Below are 13,409 nucleotides of genomic sequence, written 5' to 3'. Positions count from 1 at the left end.
CATGGCTTGCTCGAACAATACGGCCGGCATGCCGCCTCGCGTGGTCATCGTGGGGCTTGCGAGCTGCTTCGGCTGCCAATTGCAAATCACCAACGACGAAGCGCATCTGCTCGACGTTTTGGGCCAGGTCGACCTGCGTTACTGGCAGCTGGCCTCGAGCGCGCCCGAGCCCGAAGGCGACGTGGACGTGGTGGTGATCGAAGGCGCGGTGACCACGGAGGAAAGCAGGCGCTGCGTGCAGCAGTGGCGCGAGCGCGCCCGCACGCTCATCGCGATCGGCGCGTGCGCCGTCACGGGAGGTATCCCCGGCATGGCCGCGAAGGGGCTCGATCCCCGCTACGACGCGGTCTACGGCGCCGACGTGCCCGAGGCATGCGGCGAGACCTGCGCGCCCTGCAGCGTGTCTTCGGTGGTCGACGTCGATTTCGAGGTGCGCTCGTGCCCGATCGACACGGCCGACTTCATCCGCATCCTGGAGCGCGCCCTGTACGGCAGCAATGCGCTCGATCTGACCGACACCATGTGCGGCAGCTGCAAGCGCAACGAAGGCGGCTGCCTGTGGCGCCAGGGCAAGCAGTGCCTCGGCCTGGTCACGCTTGCGGGCTGTGGCGCGAAGTGCGTGAACCTGGGCCGCGAATGCAATGGCTGCCGCGGGCTTTCCCCGCATGCCAACCTGCCGGCCGCGCGCGCCATGGTGGAGTCCATGGGCATGAGCGTGTCTGATTTCGACGAGGCGCTCGAGCTGTTCAACCAGACGAACCCGATGCTGCGAGAGGGGAAATAATGACGGCGACGACGCTGACCATGCATCATATCGCCCGTGTCGAAGGCCACGGCAACGTGCATGTTTCCATCGAAGACGGCGTGGTGCGCGACGTGCGCATGAACATCGTCGAACCCGCCCGCCTGTTCGAGTCCATGGTGGCGGGGCGTCCCTTCGGCAAGGTGAGCTACATCGCATCGCGCATCTGCGGCATCTGCTCGTCGAGCCACGTGGTGACCGACCTCATGGCCATCGAAGATGCATTCGGCATCGAGGTGTCCGAGCGCACCCGCATGCTGCGCGAGCTGCTCATCTACGGAAGCTATCTGCAAAACCACGCGTCGCATCTGTTCGTGTTCGCCGCGCCCGACTTCGTGGGGGAGGAGAGCCTGTTCCCGGTTGCGGAAAAGGACCCCGAGCTTTTCGAGGGCGGCCTGGCCGTCAAAGCGCTCGGCAACGAGCTGTGCACGAAGATCGGCGGCCGTTCGATTCATCCGATCACGGCGGTGGTAGGCGGCTTCACCCATGAAATCGAACGCGACGAATATCTCGAACTGGCCGACAAGCTGGCGGCCATGCGTCCGTTCGCGGAGCACGTGGTGGACGTGTTCGCGGCGTTTTCGGTGCCCGACATCGCTTCGAAGGGCGATTTCATGGCGCTCTACGAAGAGGGACATTATGCGGTGGCGTCAGGAAGCCCGCGCTTCGTGAAAGACGGTCGCGTCTTCGACGTGCACGATTATCGCGAGCTGATCGACGAGTACCAGGTTGATCATTCCGCCGCGTACTTCTCGCGCCGCGCCGACACGGGCGAGACGTTCGCCACGAGCGCTCTGGCGCGCATCAACACGAGCTGGAACGAGCTCACGCGCGAGGCGCGCTTGGCGGCGGCGAAGGCGGGCCTGAGGCCTCCTGCGCTCAATCCGTACGACAACAACGTGGCCCAGGCGGTCGAGCTCGTCGACGCGTGCGTGCGCTGCGAGGCTATGCTGCGCGAGCTCGCCGAGATGCAGGGCTCCAGCGCGCCCGTGGCGTTCGAGCCGCGCGCAGGCCGCGGCGTGGCCATGACCGAAGCGCCGCGCGGAACGCTCGTGCACGACCTCGAATTCGATGCGCAGGGCCGCGTGCTCAAGGCGAACATCATCACGCCGACGGTCCACAACCTCAGCGATACCGAGAATAACATCCGTCAGGTCGCCGAGCTCCTGACGGCCCAGGGCGCCGACGAGCCGATGCTTCGTCTTGAAATCGAGAAGCTCGTGCGCGCCTACGACCCGTGCCTTTCCTGCTCGGTCCACTAGGGCGGAACGCCTGTTTTCGAGAAGCCTTTCAAAGGGCGGCAGAGTAATTCTGCCGCCCTTTCTTTTTGTCGACCCGCGCCGCGCCGTACTGCTTTTTTCGGCGTGCTTCGGCGTGCTTCGGCGTGGCGGAAATGCGCCTCTTCGGGGCGCGAAAAGCGCCTTAAAGCCCTCTGCGAGCCGTTCGCGGGCGTCGGACGCTCAGAAAGCCATTAAATTCCCATTTTGCAAAACCCCACGTCAAACGCATAACGGGCATCACATGAAATTGAGTAAAAGCCGGTTCACGGTGTTTGCGGGATGAATCGGGCCCCGGAAGCGTCGCATAATGGCCGCGTTCGTTTTCGAGTCCCGCAGCACGGCGCGATAGCTTCTCGCGATAGCGGCGAGCGCTGGCACGAAACATGCTTAACAGGGATCAATGGATTGCTCCCATAAGAAATGAGAAAGGAAAGGTACAGGATGAAAATCGTTGTTTCTTTCAAGGTCGTCCCTGACGATCAGGACATCCAGGTGTCCGGCGACGGCAGCCTCGATTTCTCCAAGGCGCACAAGATCGTTTCCACCTACGATCTGAACGCGATGGAGGCCGCTGCTCAGCTCGCTGCTGCCAACGAGGGCTCTTCTGTCGTTGGCGTCACCGTGGGCGACAAGAAGATCGACGACTCCAAGCTGAAGAAGAACGTCCTCGCCCGCGGCGTCGACGAGCTCTTCATGACCGCCGATGATGCCTGCGCCGACATGGACGCCCATGCCACCGCAGCCGCTCTCGCCGAGCTGGTCGCCAAGGTCGGCGATTACGACCTGATCCTGTGCGGCGACGGTTCCGCCGACAACTACGCGCAGCAGGTCGACGTGCAGCTCGCTGCCAAGCTCGGTCTTCCCGTCGTCAACGGTGCGACCAAGATCGAGGCCGGCGACGGCTTCGTGACCGTCGAGCGTACCCTCGAAGACGTCGTCGAGACCGTCGAGGTTCCGCTCCCGGCTGTCGTTTCCGTCACCCCCGATGTCGCCCTTCCGCGCATCCCGGGCATGAAGGACATCCTGGCCGCAGGCAAGAAGCCGATGAACGTCGTTGCTGCCGAGGGCACCTTCGCCAACGCCATCAAGGTCGTCGACTGCAAGGCTCCCGAGCAGGCCGACCGTAAGCTTGAGATCATCGACGCCTCCGAGGACGGCGCCATCGAGAAGTTCGCTGCCGCCATCAAGGCCGCGCTGTAAGGGAAAGGTGGATCGTAAAGATGAAAGCACTCGTTCTCGCTGAACGTTCCGACGCAATCGCCGAGCTCTGCGCCGGCGCCCGTACCGTTGCCGACGAGGTCGTCCTGGTCGCTTTCGGCGACACCCAGGTCCCCGAGGCCGTCGCTGACAAGGTCGCTCACATCGCTCTTCCCGAGGGCGCTGTCGTCGACGATGCCGCCGACACCGTGATCGCCGCTTTCGACGCCGAGAAGGCCGACGTCGTCTTCGTCGAGCCGACCAAGCACATGAAGGTCGTCGCCGGTAAGCTCGCCGCTCACCTGGGCGCTTCCGTGATCACCGACGTCATCGCCTTCGAGGGCGACGTCGCCACCAACATGTTCTTCGGCGGCGTGGGCATGAAGAAGCAGAAGGCTGCCGGTGTCGCTATCTACACCGTCGGCGCAGGCGTGTTCGCCGAGGCTCAGGCTTCCGGCGCCAACGCCGTCGAGGAGCTGGCTTGGGTCGCTCCCGCCAAGGCCGTCAAGCTGGTTTCTTCCAAGGCCATCGAGAAGAGCGGCGTGGACCTGTTCAAGGCCGACGTCGTCGTGGCCGCCGGCCGCGGCTTCGCTGCCAAGGAAGACCTCAAGATGGCTGACGAGCTGTGCGAGAAGCTGGGCGCAGGCCTCGGCTGCTCCCGTCCGCTGACCGAGGGCGTCGACTGGCTGCCGACCGAGGTTTACATCGGCGTTTCCGGCCTCATGCTCTCCCCGAAGGTCTACATCGCTGCCGGCATCTCCGGCCAGATGCAGCACATGGTCGGTTGCAACCGTGCGACCACCCTGTTCGCCATCAACAAGGACAAGAACGCTCCTATCTTCAAGCAGTGCGACTTCGGCCTGGTTGGCGATATCAACACCGTTCTTCCCGCGCTGACTGCTGCTCTGTAATCAGCTTCGCTTTCGAGGACCGGCGCGGGCGCTGCTTGCGCCGGTCCTTTATCAACCATACAAGGAAAGGATGAGTCAATGGCAGACTTCGACGCGATTGTCGTCGGCTCTGGCTGCGCTGGCTCCGTCGCCGCCTACGAGCTCGCCAAGGCGGGCAAGTCGGTCCTCGTGGTCGAGCGCGGCAACTTCGCCGGTGCGAAGAATATGACGGGCGGCCGCATCTACGGACATTGCCTGCGCGCCGTGTTCCCCGACAACTTCGACGAGATTCCCTTCGAGCGCAAGGTGTCTCACGAGCGCATTTCGCTCATGTCTCCCGATTCGAACTTCACCATCGATTTCGCTTCCGACGAGCTTCTCAAGGACGGTCAGGAATCCTACACCGTTCTGCGCGGCCCCTTCGACCAGTGGCTGGCCGAGCAGGCTGAGAACGCCGGCGCCGAGTACATCTATGGCATCGCGGTCGAAAAGCTGGTGAAAGACGAATCCGGCAAGGTTATCGGCATCTTCGCCGGCGAGGACGAGATCACTGCCGACGTCGTGGTTCTCTGCGACGGCGCGAACTCCCTTCTGGTCGAGCAGGCCGTGGGCGCCAAGCGCGTTCCCGCCTCCCAGATGGCTGTCGGCGTGAAGCAGGTCTTCGAACTTCCCGAGGAAGAGATCGAGAAGCGCTTCCAGTGCAACCCGGGCGAGGGCGCCGCGTGGTTGTTCGCCGGCGACTGCACCCATGGCACCTTCGGCGGCGGCATCATCTACACCAACAAGGACTCCATCTCCATCGGTATCGTCGCGGGCATCGAGGCGACCGCCGAGAAGGCCACCGTCCCGGTGTATCAGATGCTCGAGGATCTGAAGAACCGTCCCGAGGTCGCTCCCGTGCTCAAGGACGCCAAGCTGGTCGAGCATTCCGGCCACATGGTTCCCGAGGGCGGCATCACCACGATGCCCGAGCTGACCGCCGACGGCGTGCTCATCGCAGGCGACAACGCCACGATGTGCGTGAACCTCGGCTACACGGTGCGCGGCATGGACTACGCCGTCGCCGCAGGCCAGATGGCCGGTCAGGCCGCCGTCAAGGCGCTTGACGCGGGCGACACCTCCAAGGCGGGCCTGAAGTGCTACATCGACGCCCTGGAGGACTCCTTCGTCATGAAGGACATGCGTCAGTTCAAGAACGTTCCCGCGTTCATGGAGAACTTCGACCGCATGTTCTGCGGCTACCCCGAGATGATGCGCGACATGATGAACACCATGTTCGTCGTCGACGGCACCCCGGTCGGCCCGATGAAGAAATCCATGATGCCTATCGTCAAGGGCATGGGCATGATGAACCTGTTCAAAGACGTTCGAGGAGCGATGAAGGCACTATGAGTGACATCAAATTCACGGTGAACGTCGACGAGTACCTGTCTCTGAACAAATACGAGGTCGACGAATCCAACGCGCACATCGAGCTCAAGGGCGGCGCCGAGGCGTGCGACCCCGCCGAGTTCGATAAGCTCATCCGCGTGTGCCCGGCCGCGCTGTACAAGCGCGACGAGGACGGCAAGCAGTCTTTCGACTACGCCGGCTGCCTCGAGTGCGGCACCTGCCGCATCGCATGCGGCGACACGATCGTCGAGAAGTGGGAGAACCCGCAGCCGACGATGGGCGTCGAGTACCGTTTCGGCTAGGATTTCAGCGGCCGTGCGAGCCGCCATCCGCATCCGTTGCATCCGAAAGGAGGCGATTCCCTTCGAGGGGTCGCCTCCTTTTTCGTTGTTCGCCGTTTTCGTCGCCGATGGGGCGAAAGGGGAGCGGGTCCCGACCGATGCGTGCGGAGAGCCTTTATAAGACGCGCGGTTCGATAATCCGAATCTGCACTCATCGGACATCCATACAAGCCCTGAGAATCGCTCTCAGGGCTTCGCTTTCGCGGGCATCGGCGGCATCGGCGTGGGTTCGGGCATGGCTGGCGCGCGATTGCGCGCAGGGCGCTTTCCCAGGCCCGGTTCACGCAGGCGCCCGCGCTGCCGCTTCCGCCGCGCGGGCGCCTGCGTTCTTCTCGCCTCGCGGACCGAACGGCGCGCTTCGTCGCGCGCGGAGGCCGATCGCGGGTCGTTTGCTCTTTCTTCGATTCGCGCCGTCCCAGCCGCTTTCAGGGCGAAAAAAGAGCCGCCCGAGAATCCTCGGGCGGCCCGTGCGAAGCCTTCGTGGGTTAATCGTTGTTGTCGCCGCGGTGCATGTTGATGTAGTCGAGCAGCTCGCTGCGCTTGTGCACGTGCATCTTCGAGTAGATGTGGCGCACGTGGGTCTGCGTGGTATACGGCGAAATGACGAGCTTTTTCGAGATGTTGTCGACCGTGTAGCCGCGTGCGATATACTTCAGGATCTCGCCTTCGCGCTTGGAGAGCGAGAACTCCTCGATGGCCGCGTCGCACACCTCTTCGATCTCGGACGGGCCTGCGTGAGCTGCACTAGCGTATTTTCTTTATGCAGCAGCGGGACCAGCATGGCGGCAAGCACGCATAAAAGCACGAGGGACGTGCCTTCGGTGAAATTATCCGCTAAAAATGCGTTGTGCTCGTATACAACGGCCCATGCGTCGCCGGCGAAGAAGCCCAGGCGAACGATGGCGCTCGAAATGGCGAATGCGAAGACGGGGGAGAGGTGCCCCTTGTTGGCAAGGGCTCCGAAGTAGGCGATCAAGAACACCTCGAACACGCCTGCAAGCGTCACGGTGATGACGAATGAGAAGTCGAAGTAGTTGGAATTTGCATTGACGAACACCGCCAGGGCGACGATGCATGTCACCACAAGCCACGGAAGCAGGCGATACGACGCGATATTGCGTTTCATGACTTTCTGCACGATCGCGATGGCAAGGCAGATGACTGCAGCGCCCATGATGCCTATCACATACGACAGGCCCTCGGGCAGCAGGTCATCCACGGGGATGATCGCGATGTTGAAATAACATCCCACGCAGGTGAAGAAAATCACCACGGAGATGACCGCAGTCGCCTTGGACGTTTTTGCGCGTGTGGCCTTGGGCAGAAGCGTGGGAAGCTCGCGGTCGCCCAGCTCGGCGTTTTCTTTCATATAGGCGAATGCGCTTGCGAGCGGGAACAGCGCGACGAATACGTCGACCACGTAGTGCGGTAGAAGCGACGATACGGTAATCGCGACGAGCATGACGCTTCCGAAGATGAATGCGAACTTGCTCAGCGAGAAGTTTGATTTGCGTCGCGCGTGGAATTCGCCCCATGCCACCCAGAACACGGCGTTGCAGGCTGCGAACAGCAGCGGAAACACCAGAAGCCCGAGCAGCGGAGACGCCAGTGTGAAGGCGAGCACGCCGAATGCGAACGTCGCCACGCTCATGATGCCTGCGACCACGAGGATGGCCTTCTGATGATCGTAGAAATGGATCTTCTTGAAGATCATGGGGGTCACGAGGAACGCGGCGCCTGTCAGGGCCAGGGTGGAAAGCCATGAAAAGGTGACGGCGTTGTCGGTTATCGTCGTGGACGTGAAGAAGTTCGGCGTGAACCAAAGGCAGTAATACCATGCCAGAATGAGGCTGATGCCTAAGTAATGCAGCCCGACCTGCTCCCGATTTTCCGATGAAAGCAGCGCTTCCTTCACGCTTGACTCTCCCATTCCAAGCCTTTCTCCCAGTTACAGATATGAGCATAACATAGATAAAAACAATCTATTTTGTGCAACGGATCCGGTGTTTATCGCAGATTTAGGTATGCGGCGTTTCGGGGGACCGTTAAAAAGCAGAAATCAATAATGACAGATTTCCCAAGGTCAATCTATCACTTGATTTTGAGTACATGTCTTAAGAATGCTCCCATCAAGTTGAGTAAAGCTCTTTTAGCGGCATTTACGCGATGGCAGGACGGGCCATGCAAGCACAAGATATCCACATCTGATCCGCATGTCTCCATGGACGACATCCGAGGAGACACGAGACGACATTCCCGCGAGAGGAGGCGCGAACAAATCGGCGAAGGGGCCGAAACGACTTGATCGCTTCATGGCGGTCTCATCCCCCGCGAGTCCTTATAGAGGTCTCCTTTTCTTCGAGTATCGCGCAACGCCAACTTATATGTATGTGTGTGCGAGGCGCGGCACCGGGACCTCTCTAAGCATGGATGGGGATGTTGGGAATTCCGCGGCCATTTATCCGCGGATATTTGAGAAAGGGAAATCACATGTCTTTTCTTGCTAAGAGCAAGGGCGAGGTGACGTACAAGGACCTGACCGGTATCCACAAGTGGTTCTTGATCATCCTCATCTCGATGGGTTCTTCCATCATCTATACTCCGATGTATCTGAAGAACGTGTTCTACGAGCCCTTGATGCAGGGTCTCGGCTGCACCAACGCCGACCTCGGCGCCATGGTGTCCTTCTACGGCATCGCCGCCGTCGTGTTCTACCTGCCCTCCGGCGTGCTTGCTGACAAGTTCCGCATGCGCACCCTGGCAACGTGGGGCTTCCTCGGCACCGCGATCCTGACCTTCGTCTACGCCACCCTGCCCTCCGTCACCATGTGCTACGTGCTCTTCGGCGGCATGGGTATCACCTCCATCCTGATTTGGTGGGGCACCCGCTTCAAGGTCATTCGTCTCTGCTGCGAAGAGGACGAGTATCCCACCAAGATCGGTATCAGCTACTCGATCTATGGTGCTGTGGGCCTGGTCTTCGGTCTGATCAACGCGGCTATCGTCGCCGCCATCCCCGTGCCCTCCCAGGGCATCCAGGCTGTCCTGATCTTCCTGGGCGTCGTTATCGCGCTGCTCGGCGTGCTCTCCTACATCTTCATGCCTGACTTCAAGGGCGAGATCAACAAGGATGCCAAGGGCTTCAGCGTCGCCGACGCTATGGAGGCCATCAAGACTCCGGGTGTTATCTGGGCTTGCCTCGCATACTTCTGCGTGTATACGGTTTACCAGGGCGCTACCTACACCACCCCGTACCTCACCTCTCTTGGCACCGACTCCAACCTCGTCAACGTCGTCGGCCTCATCCGTACCTACGGCATCGGCCTGCTCGCAGGCCCCGTGCTCGGCGTGATCGCTGCTCGCATCAAGAGCACCAAGACCATCATGGGCTGCTTGGTTCTGGCTCTTGTCATCCTCGGCGTGTTCATCTTCCTGCCGCAGGATCCCGGCATGGCCATCGTCGCCGTCTGCCTGGTCGTCGTCTTCGGCTTCGCCACCTACGGCGCCTTCTCCATCGGCTCCTCGCCGCTGTCCGAGCTGGGCATCCCCATGCGCATCTTCGGTACCGCCGCAGGTCTGCTGTCCGTCATCGGCTTCTGCCCGGACATCTTCATCCACACCTGGTATGGCGGCATGATCGACGCTTCCGGCGACGCTGCTTACAACATGATCTTCGCGATCGAGGCTGTCTTCGCAGTTGCCGGCGTCTTCTTCCTCTTCATGTGCCTGCGCACCGTGAAGAAGCATCTTGCCGCGAAGAACGCCTAGTCAGCGCTTCGCGTAGGTCGGCCGTCATCGTCGGCGGCCGGCCCGGTTCCCTTCGCCGGATTCACGCCGAATCCGATTCGACGAATACGGTGCGGGGCTTCCCGCCCCGCACCTCCCATACAACTTTTCCGATGTACGCAAAGGACTTATGCTCATGGAAAACAAACTTGACGCAATGTCTCTCATGAACGATCAGATGAAGGCCGTTCTTCAGAAATCGGCCGAGCTTGCCGGCGACGCGTTCGTCACCGACGTGGGATTCGAGGAAATGCGCGCCAACTACATCAAGGAGCGCGGTTTCTGGAACGAGGGCGGCCCTGTCATGGCTAAGACCGAGGATGTCGTCTTCGAGGGCCCGAAGGGCGAGTTCACCGCCCGCTTCTACTATCCAGTAGAGGCCGAGAAGCTTCCTGTCATCGAGTTCATTCATGGCGGCGGCTTCGTCGTGGGCAGCCCTGCCACGCACGACCGCGTCTGCCGCATCCTGGCAGACCGCACGGGCGCTGCAGTCGTGAGCGTCGATTACCATCTGTCTCCCGAGTCCAAGTACCCTGCGAACATCCAGGAATGCGCCCTGGTCGCCAAGTACCTGCATGAGCATGGTGCCGAGCGCGGCATCGACGGCAACGACCTGTCCTTCGCGGGCGACTCCGGCGGAGCGGTCCTGTCCATGGCCACCAACCTGTGGCTGCGCGACGAGGAGGGCGACAACTCCTTCGTCAAGTCCCTGCTTCTCTACTACGGCTTCTACGGCCTGGTGGATTCCGTTTCCCGTCGCCTTTACGGCTGGGATATCGACGGCATGCGCAAGGAAGACCTGGTCTATTACAACCAGTGTTGGCTCAACGACCTCGAGGCAGAGACGAGCGCTCCTTACGTCGACATGCTGTCCAACGACCTCAAGACCGGCATGGCTCCGTGCTACATCGCCGCTGCCGGCCTCGATCCGCTGCGCGACGACAGCGAGTGCCTCTCGCGCGTCCTGACGCACAACGGCATCGATAACCAGTTCGAGGTTTTCGACGGCGTGCTCCACGCGTTCGTCCACTACTCCCGCATGCTCGACGCCGCTACCGAGTGCATCGAGCACAGCGCCGAATTCTGGAAGACCCGCCGCGCTTAGCGCGGCTCGGCGGACCGCTGCGGCCGCATAGAAACCCTTTTGGTATCAGCGCGCTTCCCTCAGATGGGGCGCTGGTGGAAATCCTTATAGCAAACAGGAGGTTATCATGGATTTCAATCTGTCCGACGAGCAGGAGCTTATCGTTGCATCCTACCGCGACTACATGGAGAGCGAAAACTGGGAGACCTACTTCCATGAGTGCGACGAGAAGCATGAGTATCCTCTGCGCTGGACGCAGGGCCTGTGCGAGCTCGGCCTCGACCGCATCATGCTCGACGAGGAGCACGGCGGTCTGGGTCTCGAGGAGCCCCTCACCACTCTGATGGCCATCTACGAGGTCCTGGGCCAGTACGGCGCTCCGACCTACGTTCTCTATCTGCTGACCGGTTACAACACCATCGTCCGCGAGGGCACCGAAGAGCAGATCGAAGCTTGCCTGAAGTACCTGGGTACCGGCGAGCAGGTCGTCAACTCCGCTTGCACCGAGCCGGGCGCCGGTTCCGACGTCTCCGGTCTCCAGACCACCTACAAGCGTGAGAACGGCAAGATCTACCTGAACGGCACCAAGACCTTCATCACCTCTTCCTTGGGCGTCAAGTACCTCATCATCATGTGCCGCGACGCCGACAACCCGGATGTCATCTCCGAGTTCTTCGTCGACATGTCCAAGCCCGGCATCAAGCTGTCCCCGCTGACCAAGCTTGGTCTGCGTATGGACTCCTGCTGCGAGGTCTACCTCGACAACGTCGAGATGGAGGAGAAGGACTTCTTCGGCAAGGAGGGCAACGGCTTCAACCGCGGCGTTGCCGACTTCAACTTCGAGCGTTGGCTCGTCGGCGCTTGCGACTACGGCACGGCCATCTCCGCTTTCGAGGATGCCGCCAAGCATGCCTGGACCCGCATCGCCTTCGGCAAGCCGGTCGCTCGCTTCCAGCTGAACTCCCTGAAGTTCGCTCACATGGCTATCAAGCTCGACTCCATGCGCAACATGCTCTACGAGACGGCTTGGGACGCTGACCACAACCGTGGCGGCGACGTCGACGCCGGTCGCGCCGCTATGTGCAAGTACTACTGCGCCAACTCCTCCTTCGAGGTCGTCGACGACGCTATGCAGGTCATGGGCGGCATCGCCGTTGCTTCCGAGCATCGCATCAACCGCATCTGGCGCGACCTGCGTGTCGACCGCGTCTCCGGCGGCACCGACGAGATGATGATTCTCACCGCTTCCAAGAACGCTATCAAGCCCTATCGTCAGTAATAGCGCTTCATCGTTCTTAACCCTCAGGGATTGACGGGGGAGGGGCGGTCGTATGCCGCCCCTCCGAACCCGCCTGGATATAAGAAAGGTCGTGTCTATCATGGCAATTCCTACCGAAAAACCGTCCTTCGGCCCTCTTGATGGCGTCAAGGTCGTCTACGCTGCAGTCGAGCTCGCTTGCCCGAAGGCCGCCGACCTGATGGCTGACTGGGGTGCGGATGTCATCTGGCTCGAGAACACGGGCGCAGGCGACACCATCCGCGACACCGCCAACGTCAAGCAGGCCGAGCGTCGTAACCAGCGTTCCGTCTCGATCAACTACTTCTCCGAAGAGGGCAAGAAGGCCTTCTTCGAGATCGTCAAGGATGCCGACATCTTCATGGAGGCCTCCAAGGGCGGCACGTGGGCTCGTAAGGGCATCACCGACGATGTCCTGTGGGAGCTCAATCCCAAGATGGTTATCGTCCATGTTTCCGGCTTCGGCCAGGAGGGCGACCCCAAGATGGTCAAGCGCGCCGCTTACGACCTGACCGTCATGGCTTACTCCGGCATCATCATGCAGAACGGCACCCCCGAGCAGCCCATGCTGCCCGGACCCTACGCCGGCGACTACTTCAACACCCTGATGATCGGCTTCTCCACGATGGCCGCTCTCTACAAGGCCGAGAAGTCCGGCAAGGGTGAGTCCATCGACCTCGCCATGTACGAGACCCTGCTTGCCATCGGTCAGTACTACCTGGTCGACTACCTCAACGACGGCGTCAAGTGGCCTCGTCCCGGCGCCCGCAACCAGAACCTCTGCGGCATCGGCGAGTTCGAGTGCAACGACGGCTTCCTGGGCGTCTGCCTCTACGGCGTCGACCAGAACAAGCACTTCCTGGAGACCATCGGCCTCGGCCACCTCTGGGGCACCGAGGACATCCCCGAGGACACCTCCGGCCTCTGGCTGTCCAATCCGCACGCCGACGAGATCCAGGCTGCATTCGAGAAGTACTGCCTCGAGCACTCCAAGTTCGAGATCGAAGAGGACTTCGCTGCTCACCGCATCGCCGCTCAGGTGATCAACGACCTCGAAGACCTGCCGAACCAGGAGCACATGAAGCTTCGCGGCAACTGGCTCGACTGGGAGACCGCCGACGGCGAGACCTTCCACGGTCTGGGCGTGTTCCCGAAGTTCAAGAACAACCCCGGCCAGGTGTGGCGTCCGATGCCGCATCAGGGCGGCGACACCATCGATGTGCTGGTCAGGGCCGGCTACACCGAGGAGCAGGTGCGCGAGCTCGCCGAGCAGGGCGTTGTCAAAATCAGCGAATAACGCGATTCTCGCAGTCGCTTAGTCGCAAGGAAGAGAGGAGCCC

The 13,409-nt window shown here is 61.3% G+C and carries 12 protein-coding genes; 10 read left to right on the top strand and 2 right to left on the bottom strand.

All coding sequences use genetic code 11. The features are described 5' to 3' along the window. Position 1 precedes the first annotated feature (1 nt). The 6 genes from DMP07_RS02505 (at position 2) to DMP07_RS02480 (ending at position 5,863) form a co-directional block, all read left to right on the top strand. On the top strand, positions 2-784 hold the full coding sequence (locus DMP07_RS02505) for an NADH-quinone oxidoreductase subunit B family protein (RefSeq protein ID WP_123197561.1): 783 nt from the start codon (positions 2-4) through the stop codon (positions 782-784). Beyond that, positions 784-2,064: a Ni/Fe hydrogenase subunit alpha gene (locus tag DMP07_RS02500; RefSeq protein WP_123197560.1), complete on the top strand. Its 1,281-nt coding sequence runs from the start codon at positions 784-786 to the stop codon at positions 2,062-2,064. Before DMP07_RS02505 ends, DMP07_RS02500 begins: the two co-directional genes overlap by 1 nt. Before the next feature lie 459 nt (positions 2,065-2,523). After that, positions 2,524-3,282, top strand: a complete 759-nt coding sequence (fixA, locus tag DMP07_RS02495) for a putative electron transfer flavoprotein FixA (RefSeq protein WP_123197559.1) — start codon at positions 2,524-2,526, stop codon at positions 3,280-3,282. A gap of 20 nt (positions 3,283-3,302) precedes the next feature. Continuing rightward, positions 3,303-4,190, top strand: a complete 888-nt coding sequence (locus DMP07_RS02490) for an electron transfer flavoprotein subunit alpha/FixB family protein (RefSeq protein WP_123197558.1) — start codon at positions 3,303-3,305, stop codon at positions 4,188-4,190. 78 nt (positions 4,191-4,268) lie between these two features. Beyond that, on the top strand, positions 4,269-5,561 hold the full coding sequence (locus DMP07_RS02485; protein WP_123197557.1) for an FAD-dependent oxidoreductase: 1,293 nt from the start codon (positions 4,269-4,271) through the stop codon (positions 5,559-5,561). Beyond that, positions 5,558-5,863: a ferredoxin family protein gene (locus DMP07_RS02480; RefSeq protein ID WP_123197556.1), complete on the top strand. Its 306-nt coding sequence runs from the start codon at positions 5,558-5,560 to the stop codon at positions 5,861-5,863. The genes DMP07_RS02485 and DMP07_RS02480 overlap by 4 nt, the downstream gene beginning before the upstream one ends. A gap of 524 nt (positions 5,864-6,387) precedes the next feature. Here the strand turns inward: DMP07_RS02480 and DMP07_RS02475 are convergent. Both DMP07_RS02475 and DMP07_RS02470 read right to left on the bottom strand, forming a co-directional pair. Further along, positions 6,388-6,612, bottom strand: a complete 225-nt coding sequence (locus DMP07_RS02475) for a response regulator transcription factor (protein WP_161957006.1) — start codon at positions 6,610-6,612, stop codon at positions 6,388-6,390. Beyond that, entirely contained in the window at positions 6,555-7,832 is a 1,278-nt protein-coding gene (locus DMP07_RS02470) for a hypothetical protein (protein WP_123197554.1), read from the bottom strand. Before DMP07_RS02470 ends, DMP07_RS02475 begins: the two co-directional genes overlap by 58 nt. Positions 7,833-8,392: 560 nt before the next feature. Here DMP07_RS02470 and DMP07_RS02465 point away from each other — a divergent pair. From DMP07_RS02465 to caiB, 4 genes are all read left to right on the top strand, one after another. Then, positions 8,393-9,670, top strand: coding sequence for an MFS transporter (locus DMP07_RS02465; RefSeq protein WP_123197553.1), 1,278 nt, complete (start codon positions 8,393-8,395; stop codon positions 9,668-9,670). Between the two features lie 154 nt (positions 9,671-9,824). Continuing rightward, entirely contained in the window at positions 9,825-10,793 is a 969-nt protein-coding gene (gene aes, locus DMP07_RS02460; RefSeq protein WP_123197552.1) for an acetyl esterase, read from the top strand. 106 nt (positions 10,794-10,899) lie between these two features. Then, positions 10,900-12,051 (top strand): crotonobetainyl-CoA dehydrogenase, encoded by a 1,152-nt coding sequence (gene caiA, locus DMP07_RS02455; RefSeq protein WP_123197551.1) that lies wholly within the window; start codon positions 10,900-10,902, stop codon positions 12,049-12,051. 100 nt (positions 12,052-12,151) lie between these two features. Further along, complete coding sequence (gene caiB / locus DMP07_RS02450; RefSeq protein ID WP_123197550.1) at positions 12,152-13,366, top strand: L-carnitine CoA-transferase; 1,215 nt, start codon at positions 12,152-12,154, stop codon at positions 13,364-13,366. Positions 13,367-13,409 lie beyond the last annotated feature (43 nt).

Source organism: Slackia faecicanis (genome assembly GCF_003725295.1).
Classification (GTDB): Bacteria; Actinomycetota; Coriobacteriia; order Coriobacteriales; family Eggerthellaceae; genus Slackia; species Slackia faecicanis.
Note: the sequence above shows the minus strand (reverse complement) of the source record. Positions and strands in the feature narration are given on the sequence as shown.